This window comes from Streptomyces sp. P9(2023) (genome assembly GCF_032436795.1).
GTDB lineage: Bacteria > Actinomycetota > Actinomycetes > Streptomycetales > Streptomycetaceae > Streptomyces.
The window spans coordinates 402,420-420,578 of sequence record NZ_JAUPWM010000002.1; the positions used below are offsets into that span (position 1 = coordinate 402,420).

At 70.7% G+C, this 18,159-nt stretch carries 16 protein-coding genes; 9 read left to right on the forward strand and 7 right to left on the reverse strand.

The features are described from left to right. Positions 1-11: 11 nt before the first annotated feature. The 3 genes from Q5762_RS04315 to Q5762_RS04325 form a co-directional block, all read right to left on the reverse strand. Positions 12-761 (reverse strand): class I SAM-dependent methyltransferase, encoded by a 750-nt coding sequence (locus Q5762_RS04315; protein WP_315890568.1) that lies wholly within the window; start codon positions 759-761, stop codon positions 12-14. Continuing rightward, the gene (locus Q5762_RS04320; protein WP_315890569.1) at positions 754-1,980 is read right to left on the reverse strand and encodes a glycosyltransferase family 4 protein; all 1,227 of its coding nucleotides are present in this window, start codon (positions 1,978-1,980) and stop codon (positions 754-756) included. Before Q5762_RS04320 ends, Q5762_RS04315 begins: the two co-directional genes overlap by 8 nt. A gap of 319 nt (positions 1,981-2,299) precedes the next feature. After that, on the reverse strand, positions 2,300-3,256 hold the full coding sequence (locus tag Q5762_RS04325) for a DUF3068 domain-containing protein (protein WP_315890570.1): 957 nt from the start codon (positions 3,254-3,256) through the stop codon (positions 2,300-2,302). Between the two features lie 237 nt (positions 3,257-3,493). Here Q5762_RS04325 and Q5762_RS04330 point away from each other — a divergent pair, with 237 nt between their 5' ends. Further along, positions 3,494-3,676 (forward strand): hypothetical protein, encoded by a 183-nt coding sequence (locus tag Q5762_RS04330; RefSeq protein ID WP_315890571.1) that lies wholly within the window; start codon positions 3,494-3,496, stop codon positions 3,674-3,676. 88 nt (positions 3,677-3,764) lie between these two features. Continuing rightward, entirely contained in the window at positions 3,765-4,952 is a 1,188-nt protein-coding gene (locus tag Q5762_RS04335; protein ID WP_315890572.1) for a helix-turn-helix domain-containing protein, read from the forward strand. Positions 4,953-5,261: 309 nt separating this feature from the next. On the opposite strand, the gene Q5762_RS04340 is transcribed toward Q5762_RS04335, so the two are convergent. Further along, a complete protein-coding gene (locus Q5762_RS04340) occupies positions 5,262-6,617 on the reverse strand; it encodes a lipase family protein (protein ID WP_315890573.1) in 1,356 nt (451 codons plus the stop codon). Positions 6,618-6,974: 357 nt separating this feature from the next. Between Q5762_RS04340 and Q5762_RS04345 the strand changes: the two genes are divergently transcribed. Then, the gene (locus Q5762_RS04345; protein WP_315890574.1) at positions 6,975-8,264 is read left to right on the forward strand and encodes a helix-turn-helix domain-containing protein; all 1,290 of its coding nucleotides are present in this window, start codon (positions 6,975-6,977) and stop codon (positions 8,262-8,264) included. A gap of 401 nt (positions 8,265-8,665) precedes the next feature. On the opposite strand, the gene Q5762_RS04350 is transcribed toward Q5762_RS04345, so the two are convergent. Together Q5762_RS04350 and Q5762_RS04355 are read right to left on the reverse strand one after the other, a co-directional pair. Next, positions 8,666-8,857 (reverse strand): hypothetical protein, encoded by a 192-nt coding sequence (locus Q5762_RS04350; RefSeq protein WP_399494409.1) that lies wholly within the window; start codon positions 8,855-8,857, stop codon positions 8,666-8,668. A gap of 246 nt (positions 8,858-9,103) precedes the next feature. Further along, entirely contained in the window at positions 9,104-11,605 is a 2,502-nt protein-coding gene (locus tag Q5762_RS04355; protein WP_315890575.1) for a S8 family serine peptidase, read from the reverse strand. On the opposite strand from Q5762_RS04355, the gene Q5762_RS04360 reads away from it, so the two are divergent. After that, positions 11,589-11,870: a hypothetical protein gene (locus Q5762_RS04360; RefSeq protein WP_315890576.1), complete on the forward strand. Its 282-nt coding sequence runs from the start codon at positions 11,589-11,591 to the stop codon at positions 11,868-11,870. The genes Q5762_RS04355 and Q5762_RS04360 overlap by 17 nt on opposite strands. 502 nt (positions 11,871-12,372) lie before the next feature. Here the strand turns inward: Q5762_RS04360 and Q5762_RS04365 are convergent. Then, entirely contained in the window at positions 12,373-12,792 is a 420-nt protein-coding gene (locus Q5762_RS04365; protein ID WP_315890577.1) for a secondary thiamine-phosphate synthase enzyme YjbQ, read from the reverse strand. Between the two features lie 286 nt (positions 12,793-13,078). On the opposite strand from Q5762_RS04365, the gene Q5762_RS04370 reads away from it, so the two are divergent. The 5 genes from Q5762_RS04370 (at position 13,079) to Q5762_RS04390 (ending at position 18,149) form a co-directional block, all read left to right on the forward strand. After that, positions 13,079-13,945 carry an ABC transporter permease gene (locus Q5762_RS04370; protein ID WP_315890578.1) on the forward strand — a complete coding sequence of 289 codons (867 nt, stop codon included), beginning with the start codon at positions 13,079-13,081 and terminating at the stop codon, positions 13,943-13,945. Then, positions 13,918-14,652 (forward strand): ABC transporter ATP-binding protein, encoded by a 735-nt coding sequence (locus Q5762_RS04375; RefSeq protein WP_315890579.1) that lies wholly within the window; start codon positions 13,918-13,920, stop codon positions 14,650-14,652. Before Q5762_RS04370 ends, Q5762_RS04375 begins: the two co-directional genes overlap by 28 nt. 65 nt (positions 14,653-14,717) lie before the next feature. Then, the gene (locus Q5762_RS04380; RefSeq protein WP_315890580.1) at positions 14,718-15,746 is read left to right on the forward strand and encodes an ABC transporter substrate-binding protein; all 1,029 of its coding nucleotides are present in this window, start codon (positions 14,718-14,720) and stop codon (positions 15,744-15,746) included. Continuing rightward, on the forward strand, positions 15,743-16,957 hold the full coding sequence (locus Q5762_RS04385; RefSeq protein WP_315890581.1) for an LLM class flavin-dependent oxidoreductase: 1,215 nt from the start codon (positions 15,743-15,745) through the stop codon (positions 16,955-16,957). The genes Q5762_RS04380 and Q5762_RS04385 overlap by 4 nt, the downstream gene beginning before the upstream one ends. Before the next feature lie 73 nt (positions 16,958-17,030). Continuing rightward, the gene (locus tag Q5762_RS04390) at positions 17,031-18,149 is read left to right on the forward strand and encodes an NAD(P)-binding domain-containing protein (protein ID WP_315890582.1); all 1,119 of its coding nucleotides are present in this window, start codon (positions 17,031-17,033) and stop codon (positions 18,147-18,149) included. Positions 18,150-18,159 lie beyond the last annotated feature (10 nt).

Here is an 18,159-nt window from a genome sequence, read left to right on the forward strand (position 1 = left end):
GCTTCGCATGCTCATGGGCTTCGCCTGAGAATCAGCAGCAGATTCCAGGTGGCGATCTCGCGGAGTCCCGGCACCCGGGTGATCGTGCTCGCGAGGAACGGCCAGTAACGGGAGCGCGCCGTGACGACCTGCACGTCGTCGCGGCCGCGGACGTGCCGAAGGGTGGGACCGATGTGGACGGGGAAGAGGTTCTCGCCGAGCGTGTGCTTGGCCTCGCGGCCGGTGCGCCGTGCGTAGCGTTCGCGAGCCCGGTCGGCCCCGAGGTAGTGCCACGGCGCGGTCTCGTGACCTCCCCAGGGGGAGAGCCAGTTGGTGAACGACAGGTAGATCAGTCCGCCGGGGCGGGTGACCCGCGCCATCTCGCTGATGAACGTCTGCGGGTCCGACACGTGCTCCAGCACATTGGACGAGAAACACACGTCCGCCGCCCCGTCGGCGAGCGGCAGCAGATATCCGTCGGCGAGCACCGCGTCCTCGGTGACCGGACCGCGGGCGCTCAGCTCCCGCAGGTCGGGCTCGAAGAGGTAGCTCTGCGCGCCACGGCGGCGGAACTCCTCGGTGAAGTGGCCGCTGCCGCCACCGATGTCGACGACGATCTTGCCGGGCAGGTCGATATGACGTGCCACTTGTGCGACCGAGTCGCGGGCCAGCAGGGTGTAGCACCGCTCGGGATCGCTCTGTTCGCGCATGAACGCCCGGAAGAGGGCGGTCGATCGCTTCAGCGACGGATCCTTGAATCCGCGTTCGGTGATCTCAGACATGGCCGCCCCTGCCGCCTCTCGAGGCGGCGGCGAGCGCCGCGGCCTCGGCGGCGACCGCCTGGAACTGACGGACCGTCGCGCTCCAGCGGAAGCGCGTGGCGCGATGCGCGGCGGCACGTCCCATGGCCGCGCGCCGTTCGGCACTGAGGGACAGGGCACACCACGCGGCGGCGAACGAACTCTCGCCCCGGGCGAGCACCCCGGTCTCCCCGTCCTCGATGGAGTCGCACAGGCCGGGTATGTCGAATCCGATCGCGGGGGTGGCCCGGGCGGCCGCCTCGGTGACGACCAGCCCCCAGCCCTCGACGAGCGACGGGTGCAGCAGGAGCCACGCCTCGCACATCAGCCGGTGCTTCTCGGCGTCGGACACCCGGCCGGTGAACGTCACGGCGGGGCCGGCCATGGCTTCGAGGCGTGACCGTTCGGGGCCGTCACCCACGATGACGAGTCGGCCGCCGGTGACGGGGCGGACCCGCTCCCACAGCCTGAGGAGCAGGTCGATGCGCTTGTACTCCACCAGTCTGCCGACGGCCAGGAACAGCGGTTCCTTCGCCTCGGGAAGCAGCGGGCCGGGGTCTTCGACACCGTTGTTGACGATCCGGATGCGGTCCGCGGCCACGCCGATGCCGCGCAGCTCGGAGGCGGTCGACTCGGAAACGGCCACCATCAGGTTGTCGCGGTGGGTGCCGGCCAGAGCCCAGTGCTCCAGCCTGCGTCCGAGCCGTGCCGCCGGACCCGGGTAACGCATCTGCCAAAGATCCGTGTGCACGTGGTTGACCAGGCACAACGTTGGTCCGCGATGCCACAGCGGCGCCAGGTACGGCATGCCGTTGCACACTTCGACCAGCAGGTCGCAGTCGCCGACCTCGCGGGCGAAGATCGCCCTGGCGCGCAGGAAGTGACCTGCGTCACTTCCTGCGGAGACCACCCGGTAGTCGCGTTCGGCGGCCGGGCCGCCGCATACGAGCGTGACCTCATGGCCGCCGGAGGTCAAGCCGTCGGCTATCCGGTCGATGAGCAGTTCCGAGCCGCCGGCGGCCTGGTTGGCCAGGTCACGGCGGGCGAGGAAGGTGATCCGACGCGGTTGTGGCATCCCGGGGGATGCGACGTGCGGGTCGGCGGCGAGCGAGTCGGCGACATGGCTGCCGGTGCGGGCTTGAGCGGGGACGGAAAGGGAGTCCTTCTGGCCGAGGGCCAGAGCGGACGCGCGCTGGGGCATAGAGGTGCTCCAACTCGGCGGCTGCGGGAGGCAGACGGGTGGGGGGATTGCCGGGCTTCCGGGGATGAAGCGCTGGGCTGGCTCGGTGTACGGGTACTGCGGGCACTGCGTTGATGCGGGTGCTGCGTGTACTTCGGTGCCGGAGTGGCCGTGCGGTCGTCCTGCCTGCACCGGGCCGGTGGCAGACTCCTGGGACAGGAGCCGACTCAACCCGGAAACACTGGTCTTACCGAGGGGTAACGTCAGTGTTCGCTTCAGCAATTAGTTCCGGCTACTCACAGGGGTGACAAATTCGCGCTGTTCGAAGGAGGCGCTTTCATCACCCTTCTGAGTGTTCGGGCCGTCGGCGGCCGCGGATCAGCAACGCAATGCCCGCAGCGACCAGCAGACCGCCCGCGATCCCGCCCCCCAGGGGTACGGTCTCGCCGAGCAGCTTCAGCCGGCTGCCGTCTTCCGAAGCGAGCTTCACCTGCTCGCGGCGGGTCGCCTCGGTGAACTCCAGCCGCTTGCTGGACAGCAGGGTGACCGCGTCCTTACTCGAACCCGGGGCCCGCAGCGTCTTCGTCGGCGCGATCAGCGCGTTCATGATCCGACCCGTTCGCCGGTCCACGGTCAGCTCGATCCTCGCGTTGGAGTACCACTCCTCGGCCAGCACCTGACCCGGCTTCGAACTGCCCACGAGCACGCCGGGCACCATACGGGTGCCGGTCGCGGTGGCCTCGACGGTGCCGACGAAGCGGTAGCCCTCGTGCCCGTCGACCCTGGTGACCTCCTCGAACTCCAGCGGCACGGCGGCACCCAGGGTGCTGTCCCACCAGGTGTAGGTGCGCTTCTCGACGTCGAACGGGAACTTCAGGTAGGCCTCGCCCTCGAACCCGGGCTTCTCCTCGCAGCAGTGCACCGGGAGGTTCGTCCGGCGGTCGGTCACCCAGCGTTCGGTGGTCCACTGCAGGGATTTCCGCGGGTCGGCCAGCGGCAGCGTCTTCGGCGTATCGATCTGGGTCGACACGTCCCAGATCGCGTTTCCGCTGCGCTCACTGCCCGCGACGTCCCCCAGCACCCGGCGGGTGATCGTTATCGTCTGGTCTTCCACCGTGGAAACGGACCCGGTGTCGAAGTAGCTGCCCTGCCCCTCGAAGACCGTCGTGGAGTTCACATCGGTCGGTGTGCGCTTGGCGCGCGGCTCCACGTACCAGGCGAGCAGCTGGGTGAGCACCAGCAGAAAGACACCGGCACCCAGCAGAATCAGGGACAAAGGCGATATTGAACGACGCATGCGGGTACTCCGATACGGACGCGAGATGCGGGAGTTCAGGGCGGTGCGGGACGGGCCGCGCGCACGGATCACAGCCTGTCCGGTGCGATGAGCGACTTACCCGGTAGTAACGCTGCTGTGAACGGCGAAGCTAAGTGGCGCTTGACCACCTGTCAATGCGCCTCCCATACTGACCGCGCCGGACCGGGCCGGCGCGCTGGGTGACAGACCTCATCGACTGAGAGGCCGATCATCCTCATGTCCAGACTGCTCGCCGCCTTCCTGACCTGCGTCGCCGCTGCCGCTTTGGCCACAGGCGCCGCCTTCGGAATCGTCGCCGCTCTCGATGCCGCACCCAAGCAGCAGAACGTGCCGCTCGTCACATTCCCCGACCCGCCCATCGGCGGGCCTTCCAGCACGCCGGGGTCCGGCGCGGGCTAGTTTGGGCCTGTGCGGGCCGGCTGACCGAGCTCATGTAGACCGGACATCCTGGAGCGGTGGTTTGGAAGCCTCGTCAGCGTGGCGCAACGTGCCACGAGAACGGATTCAGCAGTTCGCCGACCGAGCCCTGGAGCAGATCCCCGAGCTGGCGCAGGACATCCTCGCCGAGATCCGACGGGAATATCCGGGTCTGGTATTCAGCGTCGACGAGTCCGGAGAGCCGAAGGCCCTGGTGGCGATCCGGCACGCGCTGGAACTCTTCGTGGAGCAGATGACCACAGGCTCGGACCGGCCCAGCGCGATTCCCGAGATGTTCCGGGACTTCGGGCGCGGCGAGGTCGCACACGGGCGCAGCCTGGACTCCCTGCAGGGGATCTACCGGCTGGGCGTGCGCCTCTCCTGGCGGCGCATGGCGGAGATCGGCCAGCAGGCCGAGATTCCGTCCTCGGCCATGTACGAGCTCGCCGAGTCCGCGTTCGAGTACCTCGACGTCATAGTGGCCCAGTCGGTACGCGGCTACGCCGAGGCCATCGCCCGCCAGGCCGGGGAACGGCTTCGCCTGCAACGTCTTCTCGTCGATCTCCTGCTCGCCGAGCACCGCTCGGACCCGTCCGCCTTCCTTGCCGACCGCGCGGCCGACGTGGGCTGGGAACTGCCCGAGAAGGTGGCGGTGGCCGTGCTGCTTCGCCCTGCTGTGGAGGCTGTCGCCCCTGCCGTGGGCGACGAGGTGCTGTTCGACATGGAGGGCGAGCGGCCGCGTCTGGTCGTGCCGGACCCGGATGCCCCCGGACGCACGGAGTTGCTGCACCGGGCGGTCGCCGGCTGGTCCGGCGCGATCGGCCCGTCGGTTCCCGTGACGGAGGCCGCCACGTCGCTGCGCTGGGCCGAGGCCGCCGTCGGGATGATCGAGCAGGGCCTGCTGCCGCGAGGGCGGCTCTTGCAATGCAGTGAGCACGTCGAAGCCCTGGTACTGCTGCCCGCAAGTGAGTTGATCGACGATCTGGCGCGGCGGAGGCTGGCACAGCTGGACGACTCCGGCGGCCCGGCGCACGCCCACCGTCTCGCCGAGACACTGCTGGCTTGGCTGGAAACGCGGGGAGGCGCCCCGGAGGTGGCCGCCCGGCTCGGAGTCCACCCGCAGACCGTGCGCTACCGGCTGAGACAGCTCCGCGAGTTGTGGGGCGCCGACCTGGACGACCCGGACCGCCGCTTCGAACTCGAGCTGGTGCTCCGTACCCGGCGGCTGCGCGGAGATCTCGTCCCGCCGCCTGACTGACGCCGGGGCGACGGAGACGTACTGCCGGGATCCCCGCGTGATGGCCCACCCGACGGCGTGGCTCTGTGCGGGGTCAGGTGTCGAGATGCTGCGCTCTCCGAAGGGCTGTGCGCGGAGGATCAGGACGACGTCGTCGCGCCCGTGGTGTGCGTCGCTCGGGGCACACCGGTGCAGGATGCCGGCCTTGTGGCACCGGGCACGAGCGGCCGTCGCGTCCCCGGCGGGCGGACCGCGAGGCGGAGCGCCGCGTCGCTGTCGCGCGTGCGTGGTCCTGCCGCGCGGGATCCGCGCGGCAGGACCACACGCGGGTCAGGACAGCGGCGTCGGCTCCTCCGGTGCCAGCGAGTTGCCTTCGCGTATGCGGCCGCAGTCGGACGGGGCCGTCCGGCCCGCGAAGCGGTCATCGAGCCAGTCCAACGCGAGGGGGGCCCAGATGACGGGCACGCCCACGTGGCTGAGCAGTTCGTACTGCTGGTACTTGATGCCGGCGTTGCCGGTGGCGCAGTACTGCCGCGCGAGCGCGCGCACGTCCCCGGCGACCATGACACCATCGCCCGTGCCGATCCCCGGGCGGTTGCCGAAGGTTCCCTCCAGGACGCCCGCGTCGCCCTGGGCGATGAACCCGGGGATGGTCGGCGTGGCGGCGGAGCCGAGGTTGATCCGGTTCACCGCCGTGACGAGCTCGGGAACCGAGTTGATGTTCTCGTAATCGGGTTTCGCCATCTTCTTCCAGGTCAGACCCGGGTAGCGACCGAGGGCGTTGACGATGGACCCCTTCTCCAACTCCGCGTACACCTTCAGGCCGTAGCTGTTCAGGTAGGGCTTGACGTCGATGTCGAAGGAGCGGGAGACACCGATGATCGCCATGGGGATGACGCCCGACCACGACAGGGAGCCGTCCACGTACTTCAGGTTGTGCGCCGGGGCCACGAGCAGGCCGCCCTCGGCGAATCCGACGAGCTTCCGGTTCACGTCCGGTGCGTAGGACGGCGCCATCGCGGCTGCCCAGTTCGTGGCGATGGCGCCGCCCGAGTAGCCCATGAGACCGAACCTGGTGTTGTCGCTCAGCCCTGTCTGCCCGGACCTGGTCGCGGCACGGATCGAGTCCAGGGTGTTGGTTCCGTACTCGGGTCCCGCGGCGAAGGAGGCGCGCTGTCCCTGGGTGTCCGGTATGACGAGGGTGTAGCCCTTCGCCAGCAGCGGCGCCATGAAGACCGCCTCGACGTTGGGGATCACGCCGCCTAGGGTGAGGTTGCCGGCGATGGCGCGGGACGGCCCGTCCTCCGGGTTCAGCGAGTCGTAGAACGACTGGTACGACACGGCCTTGCTTCCGTCACCCGTGAGGCTGCGCACCACCGTGGTCACGTTGGCGGCCGGGCGTCCCTGAGCGTCGGTGCTGCGATGGAGCAGCTGGATCGCCTTCAGCGGCGTGGGAATGCCGACGAGGTGGTACTGCAGCGTCCGCGTCTTCAGCACGGCGCCCGGGGCGAACGACGACAGGGGCTCGCTGCCGTCGTACGTGTAGAACGGGTCGCTCGCGGTCGGCGTGGCCTTGGTCGTGGTCGCAGCCGGCGCGGGCTCGCCGGCGGATACGGCCGGCGCGGCGGTCATGGCCGCCGCGGTGGCGACAGCGATGGAGAGCAGACGAACGGCTGTCCTGGACATGGCTTCCTCGATTCGTGAGTGGGGGGGCCGACGCGCGGGCCTGAGGGCGCGCAGAACGGCACGACCGACCGGAGTTGTCGGCACTCTGCCTGGGGATTCCGGATGCCGGCTCCGGGCAAAGGCGAGCAGGAGTCCATGACGCTCTCCTGTACGGCGAGCGGACGTTCGGGCATAGCGCCTCTCCGGTGGCGTCAGGTCGTACGGGGAGAGCCGATGACGGCGCGGCCGTGGTCCGCCACCTCTGGCAATCCACCGGCATGGCGTGTTACCAACCGGTAGGAGATGTCCCGGAAACATTGTGGCGGCGGTGGCCTGCCGCGCCTCCAGGGCTGACAACAGACATTTGCGAGGTGGGTTGTGACCGAATCCAACGCCCCGGCACGCGACGCGGTGCCGCACTTCGGCGGCGTTCCGGTCTACGAGCGACTCCATGCCGCCGCCGGAGCACTGGAGCGTGCGGTCATGGTCCGGCTCGTCGAACGGCTGCCCGTCTATGGAAGGCTGCCGCCGGAACAGCTCGGCAGCGACATCGCCAAGCAGGTGGCCCGCGGCATCCGGTGCTTCGCCGAGATGCTGCGCAGCGGCGAGCTGCCGGATCAGGCGGAGCAGACAGCGATCCGCGAGTCGTCGGCCCGGCGTGCCGACGAGGGAGTGCCGCTGGAGGCCGTGGTGGGCGCCTATCACCTCGGTGCGGAGGAGTGCGCCGCCCATGTCTTTCCGGCGGCCGAACCGGGCGACATGAGCGACCTGCTGCTGGTCCAGCGTCACCTGCTCACGTATCTCAGGCTGGTGAGCTGTGAGGTCGCCACCGGGTACGTGCAGGAGCGGCAGACAGCTCTGAGCGACGACCAGGTCGCCCTGCAGTCGCTGCTGTCCAGGCTGCTGGAAGGCGGCAGCCCCCAGGCCGCGGCCGACCGCGCCGGCATCCGACTACCGCCCTGCTACCTGGTGCTGAGCATCTCCGTGGGACGGCATCCGGACGAGCTGGTGCCCGGCCTGGACCACGCGGTCGCCGCTCGCCGTAAACTCCGGCGGCTGCGCAACGAACTACAGCGCCAGACAGTGGGAGTTCCGCTGTCCTTACTGTCAGGCGGCGGAGGGCTGGTCCTCATCCCGTACGACGCGCCGGCCGCCGAGTTCGGCCCTGCGGACCGGAACCGGCTCTCCCGACTGGTCGCGGAGCTGGGCCGGATGTGCGGCGCCGAGGTGTTGGCCGCAGCGGCCGCCGCGCCGCCGGAGGGCGTTGCGGATGCCGCCCGGCTGGCCGGTGAGGTACGTGAAGTGGCCGAGGCTTCCGGCCATGGGCCGGGACTGTACCTGCTCGACGATGTGCTGCTCGAATACCAGCTGAGCCGTCCGAGCTCTGCCAGGGAAGGGCTGGCCGCGCTGCTCGACCCGCTGGACACTCGCCCGGAACTTCTCGCCACCCTGCGCACCTTCCTCGCCTGCGGTCTCGACCGTCGCCGGGCCGCAGCCCGGCTCCAGGTGCACCCGAACACGGTGGACTACCGCCTGCGCAAGGCGACGGATCTCACCGGACTGGACGCGTCCCGGGGCGCCGATCTGGTCACGCTGCACGCCGCGCTCGCCGCCCATGACGCGGTACGGCGCGCCGAGCCCGGCGTCGGCCCCACGCGCCAGGGCTGAACCAGCTGGATGCTGCCGCGCCCGTGCCGTCGCGGGAGCCGTCCGCCTCGTCACCCCCCCGCCAGATGGACCACCGCTCGCGTCGAGGACGACGGGAACAACCGCCCATGTCCCCCAGGAACGGCGGCGCGGGGTGGGGGGCTCATTGCTCGTGCTCGTCCACGCGGATGAGCGTCTGCTCTCCGTGGGCGACGAGTTTCCAGTCTCCGTTGTTCTGTCCGCCGTACACCTCCTGTGCGGCGGAGCCGTCGGTGCTCTCGGCGCCGACGCTGTGGGCACCTGCCCTGCGGGCCGGCTCAGTGCTGTCCGCGCGGGACGGCGAGGTCGGTCAGGGGTGCGGTCTTGCACACCCGGGTTGGGTCCGATCAACAGCAACGTCCCTACATCGGTCGGCACTTCGCCTACGACATCGAGAAGGCTGTGGCTGTCCGCCGCCCGTCCACCAGCCGGCGGCCGGCCGCCGGGGCGTCGCGAAGGCCTCGCGGTCCGAGGGGGCGGTCATAGTCGGGCACGCCCTCGGGCCATGCGCTCTTGGCGTGCCGCAGGACGACCAGCCGCCGCAGCGGGAGGGCGATTTCGAGGGCGTGTTCCACTCTCTCAACGGTACGCGGCACACCGTCGAGCAGCGGCGATCCGTGTCGTATCGAGCCGGGTGTGCGCTGCTTCGCGGTCGGGGAGGGGAAAGCAGTCCCCGCCGACCCTGACGGACGCTCCCCTCCGATCTGCGACGGCAGGCACACTCCCACCCGTCTCGCCGATCCCACTCCTGTGTCCCCCGGGGCGCGTCGCCCTGGGGGACACAGGAGTGGTCACTCGGATCGGTCCATCAGCGGTGGTGCTCAGGGCGCGTTCTGGGCCACGGCGAGCCGGTCGATCCAGCCGCCGAGGGACTCCCAGCCCGACCAGCCGTTGTTCGGCGCGGTCTGCCACATGTGCCACACGGCGCCATCGGCTCCACGGGCGAAGATCTCCAGCCGGCCGTCGGCGTTCTTGCTGATGTCCAGATCGTCGATCCAGCCGCCGAGCGACTCCCAACCCGACCAGCCGTTGTTCGGCGCGGTCTGCCACATGTGCCACACAGCCTGGTCGGCGCCACGGGCGAAGACCTCCAACCGGCCGTCGGCATTGCCGTCGAGAGCCAGCATGTCGATCCAGCCGCCGAGCGACTCCCAGCCCGACCAGCCGTTGTTCGGCGCGGTCTGCCACATGTGCCACAGAGCCTGGTCGGCGCCACGGGCGAAGACCTCCAGCCGACCGTCGGCATTTCGGGCCGTCGCGAGACGGTCGATCCAGCCGCCCAGGGACTCCCAGCCGGACCAGCCTCCGCCCGGTGTGGTCTGCCACTTGTGCCAGAGTGCCTGGTCCCCGCCACGGGCGAAGACCTCCATCCGGCCGTCGGCGTTACGGCCGATGTCCAGATCGTCGACCCAGCCGCCGAGCGACTCCCAACTCGACCAGGTGCCGTTGGGGGCGATCTGCCACATGTGCCACACCGCGCCATCCGCTCCGCGAGCGAAGATCTCCATTCGGCCGTCGTTGTTCTGAGCGATCTTGAGGTTGTCGATCCAGCCGCCGAGCGACTCCCAGCCGGACCAGCCGTTGTTCGGCGCGGTCTGCCACATGTGCCACACGGCCTGGTCGGCGCCACGAGCGAAGACTTCCAACCTGCCGTCGGCGTTGCGGCCGTAGCTCAGCATGTCGATCCAGCCGCCCAGGGACTCCCAGCCGGACCAGCCGTTGTTCGGCGCGGTCTGCCACATGTGCCACAGCGCCTGATCGCCACCACGCGCGAAGATCTCCATGCGTCCGGCCGCCTGCTCGGAGGCCTCCCGTACGGCTGCACCGGCGTTGAGGAACGTGCCGATGTCCTTGCCGGGGTCCGGAGTGACCGCGGTCCCTGTGGCGTTGAGCATCTGGCGCACTTCGGCGTGGCTGAGACCGGGGTTCGCGGCCAGCATCAGCGCGACGGTACCGGCGACCTTCGGCGTCGCACCGGAGGTGCCGCCGAAGGGGTTGCGGTACGCGGTGTCGGAGCTGCTGTCGCAGGTCACGTCGTGCGAGTCGTCGCCGGGTGCGCACACGACGATCCGGGGGCCGTAGTTGCTGAACCACGCCCGCTTGTTGACCGTGGCGTCGTAGGCCGTGGCTCCGACCAGGATGGAACCCGTCTCCGGAATCGGCCTGCCGTCGTCTCCGATGCCGGCGTCCCGGTCTCCGTTGCCCGCCGCCACACAGACGACCACTCCCGCGGCGATCGCCGTCCTGATGGCCGCGTTGACCGACGGGACGTACTCGTAGTTCCCGTACGCCCCGGTCTGGACTTCGAGGATCACGACCTTGCGCCTGCCGCCGCTGTCGGTGGTACGCACCCAGTCGATGCCCCGGGCCCAGGCGTCTCCGCCGAGTGGCTCACCTGTCCCCGAATCCGACCGCACCGCCCAGAGCGTGGAGTCGTACGCGACGCCCGCCATGCCGAGATGGTTGACCGTGGCACCGGCCAACCCCATGACGGCGGTGCCGTGGGAGACGTCACCGCTCGTGACGTCGGTGGTGCCGTCGAAGGCGTTGTACGTCTTGCTGATGCGCCCGGCGAGGTCGTTGTGCGAGGTCCGGTAGCCCCAGTCGACATCGGCGACCACCACGTCGCGGCCGGTGGACATGCCCCACGCCTGGTTCACGCCACAGCGGAAGATGTACCACTGGTTCTCCAGGCCGGTGACGGTGTCCACCACCACGGTCCCGCCCATGCCGACCAGCGGTTCCGCCAGTGGAGCCGACGGCGCGAGCACCGTCGCGCCTCCGGGGCGTTCCGCCATGACCGTCGGCGGCAGAGCCACGGGGACGGCGATCGCCCGCTCCACCTCGGGAAGCGCGTCGAGGCGCGACGCGATCGCGACCGTGTCCGCCTCGTCGGCGAAGTGCAACGTGACGAACCGCGCCAGGTTGGGAGTATCGAAGCCCTTCGAGGCCGCGCGCGCCTGCACGGAGGTGGCTTCCTGCGGTGTGATCAGGAACGTCGATTCCGCCGTGACGAGGTTGTTGTCCATCAGGATGCGGTTGAACTCGTCGAGTGGTCCTTCGGCGATGCTGCGGACCTCGGGGGGCGCGCCGTCCGGGGGCTGGGTGATGTCCGGGGTGACGCCCTCACGGAACTCCACCTCGACGACGCCCGGCTCGTACGACGGACCGCTCGGCAGGGTGCCCCCGGGCCCGCCGAAGCGGGACACAGCGGGCGTACCGCCGTTCGGGAACGGCGGGGGCTCGCCGCCCTCCGGAGGCTTGCTGCCCTTGGGCGCTTGTCCCGTCGGTTCCGACCTGCCGGTCATGCCGACCGCGGGCATGGGCATCGCTCCGCCGGCGGACGTGGCGTGCATCCCCGGCATCGGCATCTCGGACCCGCCGGTTGCCGCCGCCGACTGCATGCCGGGCTTCGGCATCTGCCCTGCCGCGGGGCTCCCGGCTGCTGTCTGCATACCCGGGACCGGCATCTCGCCCGCCCTTCTGGCTGTCGGCCCGGCGGACGTGCCGGAAGTCCCCGGCACCGGCATGCCCGATGCCTTGTCCGGCTGCTTCGCCCGCCGGTTTCCGTCGTGGCGATTGCCGTGATGCGACATGGCTTTCCTCCAGGAGAGCTACCCCTTTGGCCGGGGTGATGGGCTGGGACTGACGTGAGAAATGCAGGACTGCGCAGAGGGGCACAGGCGAGAAGCCGAGTCTTGTCCCGCGGTCGTGATCGCTGCGGTCGCATTCGGACGGCCGGTACGGAGGACGGCAGGTCGCCGGTCCTCTCACACACGTGACACCGCCGTGCTCAGGGAACGGCTGGCGGCACACAAAGTACGCATCCACGCACGAAACGACACTACCCGTGCCGAGACCTTCCCGCCCGCGCGAGCAGCCGACCACCGCGACCTACCCATGGGCGAGCACAGCGGGCAGCACACCAACTCGCGTCGTCCGCCCCGTACGCCTCGGCCCCCCGGCTGCGCACCCGAAATCACCAGCGACCCCAACTCCCCGAAGCAGCGCCGGTGCGACCCCATGTCGAGAGCGAAGCCATCGTTCGGTGCGGCCGGACATCCCGCCTACAGTCCGGGGGCACCCGCCCCTACCCGAGAAACGACAGCCGCACCTGGCGCTCCGGGTTGTCCCTGTTGGTGTCGACGAGGCAGATCGACTGCCAGGTGCCCAGCTCGAGGCGCCCGCCGAGGACCGGCAGCGTCGCGTGCGGTGGGACCAGGGCCGGGAGGACGTGGTCGCGGCCGTGGCCCGGGGAGCCGTGGCGGTGCTGCCAGCGGTCGTCGGCCGGGAGGAGGTGGTGGAGGGCCGTGAGGAGGTCAGTGTCGCTGCCGGCGCCCGTTTCGAGGATGGCCAGGCCGGCCGTGGCGTGCGGGACGAAGAGGTTGAGGAGGCCGTCGGTGGCCGGGGCCGTCTCGGTGAGGAACTCCGCGCAGGCCTGGGTCAGGTCGGTGACCGTCTCCGAGCTACCGGTGGTGAGCGTCAGGACGCGGGTGGTGAAGGTCGACATGGGGCCATCCTGCCGCTCACTACGCGGGATCGCTCGTCCACGCTCCGAGACACCGTTGACCTACACCGGAACGGGTCGCTACGTTCGCGCCATGTTGCGTACAGCCCTGCTCACCACGCGCGGTCACATCGACCTGCTGCGGGTGGCCTCCGCCGCCTGTCGTCGCGGCTGCTGACGCCCCCTCACCTCGCTCTGATCTTCACACGCTGACACCCGTGGTCGCGTGCTTCCGGCGTGCGCACGGACGCTGACGCGTACTCACTCTCCCTCCCCACGGAGCCCTTTCATGACCGTTGGCCATGCCCCGCCCGAATTCGCGCCGGACATATCCCCTATTTCAGAACTTGAGGAGGTGGTGTCCGCCGCCCGGACGGGATCAGGGCGGCGCGCCCGCGTGCCCCGCTGGCTGCGCCGGACCATCGGCCCCCTACTCCTCCTCGTCACCTGGCAGCTGCTCAGCTCGACAGGCGTACTCCCCGCCGATGTGCTCGCCTCTCCCGGGACCATCGCCCGCGCCGGCGGTGAGCTGATCGCCGACGGAACCCTCCCGCATGCCATGGGCGTCTCGCTCCAACGCGTCGCCGCCGGGCTCCTGTTGGGCGGCGCGATCGGGATCTCGCTCGCGCTGGTGTCCGGACTCTCGCGGCTCGGCGAGGACCTCGTCGACGCGACCGTGCAGATGTTGCGGACCGTCCCCTGGGTGGGCCTCATCCCGCTCTTCATCATCTGGCTGGGCATCGGCGAGGCGCCCAAGGTGGCCCTGATCGCGCTCGGTGTCGCCTTCCATCTGTACCTCAACGTGTACGCCGGTATCCGTGGCGTGGACGCCCAACTGGTCGAGGCGGGCGAGTCGTTGGGGCTCGGCCGCTGGGGGCTGATCCGTCACGTCGTCCTGCCCGGGGCGCTGCCGGGGGCCATGACCGGGCTGCGGTACTCGCTGGCGACCGCCTGGCTCGCACTCGTCTTCGGGGAGTCGATCAACGCCGACGCCGGCATCGGCTTCCTGATGAACCAGGCGCGGGAGTTCTTCCGCACCGACGTCATCGTCGTCTGCCTCGTCGTCTACGCCTTCCTCGGCCTGCTCGCCGACGCCGTCGTCCGTACTCTCGAGAGGCTGCTGCTGCAATGGCGACCGACCTTCACCGGGCAGTGACCATCGAGGGACTGACCCGCTCCTTCGACGGCCGTCCCGTCATCGACCGGCTCGATCTGACCCTGCGGGCCGGGGAGTTCACCGCGCTCCTCGGGCACAGCGGCTGCGGCAAGTCCACTCTGCTGCGGGTGCTCGCGGGGCTCGACCGGGACATCTCCGGAACCGTCCTCGTCCCCCGGCGCCGGGCCGTCGCGTTCCAGGCGCCCCGCCTCATGCCCTGGAAGCGGGTGTGGCGCAACGTGCTGCTCGGCCTGCCCAGCAATCCCGAACGGGCCGTCGCCGAGCGGGCGTTGGAGGAGGTCGGGCTCGGTCACCGTTCCGGCGCCTGGCCCAAGACCCTGTCCGGTGGCGAGGCCCAGCGCGCCTCGCTCGCCCGCGCTCTCGTACGGGAGCCCGATCTGCTGCTCCTCGACGAGCCGTTCGGGGCACTCGACGCGCTCACCCGGATCAAGGCGCAGCGCCTCGTCGCCGAGTTGTGGCAGCGGCGCGGGTGCGCGGTGCTCCTGGTGACGCACGACGTCGATGAGGCGCTGCTGCTCGCCGACCGGGCGCTGGTGATGCGGGACGGAGTCATCGCGTACGACACCCCCGTCGCCCTCGACCGTCCCCGGACCGCCGGTGACCCGGCCTTCGCCGCGCTGCGCTCCGGGCTCCTCGCCGAGCTCGGTGTCGAGGCGGAGCTCCCGGCCGTCCACCAAGCCGCCTGACCTCCCCGTACCCGCGACCCGAAGCGACCCGAAGCGACCCGAAGCGACCCGAAGGACCCACCCCAATGAAACGTTTCCTCCTGCCCGCCGCCCTCCTTCTTCCCCTCGCGTTGCTCGCCTCCGCCTGCTCCTCCCCCTCGTCCGCCGACTCCGGCACCGACGGCAAGGGTTCCGTCGTCCTCAGGGTCGGCGACCAGAAGGGCGGCGCCGAAGCCGTCCTCCGCGCCGCCGGGGAGCTCGACGATCTGCCGTACCGCATCACCTGGTCGACCTTCACCTCAGGCCCGCCGCTCCTGGAGGCCGTCAACGCCAAGGCCGTCGACATCGGCGCCGTCGGCAACACCCCGCCCGTCTTCGCCGCCGGCGCCGACTCGAAGATCGCGGTGGTCGCGGCCACCCACGGCGACCCGGCCGGCGAGGCGATCGTCGTGGCACGGGACTCACCGCTGCGCACGACCCAGCACCTGAAGGGCCGTAAGGTCGCTGTGGCTCAAGGCAGTTCCGCCCACTTCCAGCTGATCGCCTCGCTCAGGAAGGCCGGGCTCTCCCTCGACGACATCGACGTGAGCCTGCTCCAGCCCGCCGACGCGCTCGCCGCGTTCACCAGTGGCAAGGTCGACGCCTGGGCGGTCTGGGACCCGTACACCTCGCAGGTCCTCGCGAACGGCAAGGCCCGCGTGCTCACCGACGGCCGGGGCGTGGTCAACGGCCTCGGTTTCCAGGTCGCCGCACCCGCCGCGCTCGCCGACAAGGAGAAGGCCAAGGCCATCGGCGACTACATCGAGCGGCTGCGCCGCGCCCAGGACTGGGTCTACGCGCACCCGGACGCCTGGGCCAAGGCCTGGGCGAAGGAGACCGGGCTGCCGTACGAGGTCGCACTCGCGTGCGTGAAGCGCAGCAACGGCACCCGGATCGCGGTCGCCCTCGACAAGGAGGCCATCGCCTCCGAGCAGGAGATCGCGGACACCTTCGCCGAACTGAAGCTGATCCCCCGGACGTTCCGCTTCGCCGACTACGTCGACACCCGCTTCAACGAGAACCTGCCGCCGTCCACCACGCCGGCCCGCGGCTACGGAAAGGGCTCCACCTCATGACCGTTCATCTGCACTGGTTCCTGCCGACCGGCGGCGACGGCCGTACGCTCGTCGACCGGCACGCCTACACCGACGGCGGCATCAGCCGGTCCGGGACCGTGACCGGCGTACGCGCCCCCGACATCGAGTATCTGGCGCAGATCGCCAAAGCCGCCGAGCAGTTGGGCTTCGAAGCCGTGCTGACCCCCACCGGCACCTGGTGCGAGGACGCCTGGCTGACCACGGCGGCGCTCACCCAGCACACCGAGCGGCTGAAGTTCCTGGTGGCGTTCCGGCCAGGGGTGATCTCGCCCGTCCTCGCGGCGCAGATGGCGGCCACGTACCAGCGGATCAGCCGGGGACGACTGCTGCTCAACGTCGTCACGGGCGGCGACTCGGTGGAGCAGCGGCGCTTCGGCGACCATCTGGACCACGACCGGCGCTATGCCCGTACGGCGGAGTTCCTGCAAGTCGTACGCGGGGTGTGGACCGGGCAGCCGTACGACTTCCAGGGCGAGCACTACCAGGTGGAGGGCGGGCTCACCGCCCTGCCGCCCGACCCGCTGCCGGAGATCTTCTTCGGCGGCTCGTCGGCGGCGGCCGGGCCGGTCGCAGCGGAGCACGCGGACGTGTATCTGACCTGGGGCGAGCCGCCGTGGCAGGTCAAGGAGAAGATCGACTGGATCCGGCGGCTCGCGGAGGAACGCGGGCGCGAGGTGCGGTTCGGCATCCGGCTGCACACCGTCTCGCGGGACTCCGCGCGCGAGGCGTGGGCGGTCGCGGACCGGCTGCTGTCCGACCTCGACGCGGAGACGATCGCGGCTGCGCAGCGGGCACTCGGGCGGAGCGAGTCGGTCGGGCAGCAGCGGATGCTGGCGCTGCACGGCGGCGGTTCGCTGGACCGCGACAAGCTGGAGATCGCGCCGAACCTGTGGGCGGGGGTGGGTCTCGTACGAGGTGGGGCAGGTACGGCACTGGTGGGCAGCCACGCGGACGTCGCCGACCGGATCGAGGAGTACCACGCCCTCGGAGTGGAGCACTTCGTGCTCTCGGGCTATCCGCATCTGGAGGAGGCGTACTGGTTCGGGGAGGGCGTGACCCCCGAGCTGGCGGCGCGCGGCCTGCTGCCGCGGATCCCCGCGTCGCCGCTGCTCGGTGTCCCGGCCGCGAACGGGCGTCCGGCGTCGGCGCCCGGCGGCGCTCCGCTCCTCGTGGCGGGCGGCGGTCGGTAAGGGCTGTAGCGGGACCGCAGGACCGGGCGGGCGCGGCGGGAAGATCCCCGCGCCCGCCACGGTTAGTGGAATCGTGAACGATTTCGCGGTCGAGAACGAGCAGGGCGTACGGGATGTCGACGTGGTCGTCATCGGTGCCGGGCAGGCCGGGCTCTCCGCCGCCTACCACCTGCGGCGCACCGGCCTCCTCCCGGACCGCGACTTCGTCGTCCTCGACCACGCCCCGCGGCCCGGCGGCGCCTGGCAGTTCCGCTGGCCCTCGCTCACGTACGGCAAGGTCCACGGAATGCACGCGCTGCCCGGGATGGAGCTGACCGGTGCCGACGACGGGCGGCCCTCGTCCGAGGTGATCGGCGCCTATTTCACGGCGTACGAGACCCGCTTCGACCTGCGGGTCCACCGGCCGGTGGAGGTGAGCGCGGTCCGCGAGGGCGAGGGCGGGCGGCTGCGCGTGGAGACCTCGGAGGGGACGTACGCCACCCGCGCCCTGATCAACGCGACGGGCACCTGGGACCGCCCCTTCTGGCCCCGCTACCCGGGCCAGGAGACCTTCCGCGGCCGCCAGCTGCACACCGCGAACTACCCGGGTCCCGAGGAGTTCGCAGGTCAGCGGGTGATCGTCGTGGGCGGTGGGGCCTCCGGGACCCAGCATCTGATGGAGATCGCCGAGGTGGCGGCGGAGACGACCTGGGTGACCCGGCGCGAGCCGGTCTACCGCGAGGGCCCGTTCGGCGAGACGGCCGGCCGTGAGGCGGTCGCGCTGGTCGAGGAGCGGGTACGGAAGGGGCTGCCGCCGCAGAGCGTCGTCTCCGTCACCGGCCTGCCGCTCACCCCCGCCATCCGCGACGCCCGCGAGCGGGGTGTCCTTGACCGGAACCCCATGTTCGACCGCATCACCCCGACCGGCGTGGCCTGGGCCGACGGCCGGACGGTGGACGCCGACGTGATCCTCTGGGCGACCGGTTTCCGCGCCGCGATCGACCACCTGGCCCCGCTCCGGCTGCGCGAGCCGGGCGGCGGCATCCAGGTGGAGGGGACGCGGGCCGTACGGGACGAGCGCGTCCATCTGGTCGGGTACGGACCTTCGGCCTCGACGATCGGCGCCAACCGGGCCGGGCGGGCGGCCGTCACGGCGATCCGCCGCCTCCTGGCGCGGGAGCCGGTGGCCGTCCCGGAGCTCAGCGTTCCGTAGCCCAGCGTTC

Bases quoted from the DNA above. Each gene is read 5' to 3' on its own strand.
- Q5762_RS04330 (WP_315890571.1), top strand. From the start codon at position 3,494: ATGTCCAGACTGCTCGCCGCCTTCCTGACCTGCGTCGCCGCTGCCGCT.
- Q5762_RS04360 (WP_315890576.1), top strand. From the start codon at position 11,589: ATGCCGACCGCGGGCATGGGCATCGCTCCGCCGGCGGACGTGGCGTGC.
- Q5762_RS04355 (WP_315890575.1), bottom strand. From the start codon at position 11,605: ATGCCCGCGGTCGGCATGACCGGCAGGTCGGAACCGACGGGACAAGCG.
- Q5762_RS04375 (WP_315890579.1), top strand. From the start codon at position 13,918: ATGGCGACCGACCTTCACCGGGCAGTGACCATCGAGGGACTGACCCGC.
- Q5762_RS04320 (WP_315890569.1), bottom strand. From the start codon at position 1,980: ATGCCCCAGCGCGCGTCCGCTCTGGCCCTCGGCCAGAAGGACTCCCTT.
- Q5762_RS04340 (WP_315890573.1), bottom strand. From the start codon at position 6,617: ATGTCCAGGACAGCCGTTCGTCTGCTCTCCATCGCTGTCGCCACCGCG.
- Q5762_RS04380 (WP_315890580.1), top strand. From the start codon at position 14,718: ATGAAACGTTTCCTCCTGCCCGCCGCCCTCCTTCTTCCCCTCGCGTTG.
- Q5762_RS04325 (WP_315890570.1), bottom strand. From the start codon at position 3,256: ATGCGTCGTTCAATATCGCCTTTGTCCCTGATTCTGCTGGGTGCCGGT.
- Q5762_RS04385 (WP_315890581.1), top strand. From the start codon at position 15,743: ATGACCGTTCATCTGCACTGGTTCCTGCCGACCGGCGGCGACGGCCGT.
- Q5762_RS04315 (WP_315890568.1), bottom strand. From the start codon at position 761: ATGTCTGAGATCACCGAACGCGGATTCAAGGATCCGTCGCTGAAGCGA.
- Q5762_RS04365 (WP_315890577.1), bottom strand. From the start codon at position 12,792: ATGTCGACCTTCACCACCCGCGTCCTGACGCTCACCACCGGTAGCTCG.
- Q5762_RS04370 (WP_315890578.1), top strand. From the start codon at position 13,079: ATGACCGTTGGCCATGCCCCGCCCGAATTCGCGCCGGACATATCCCCT.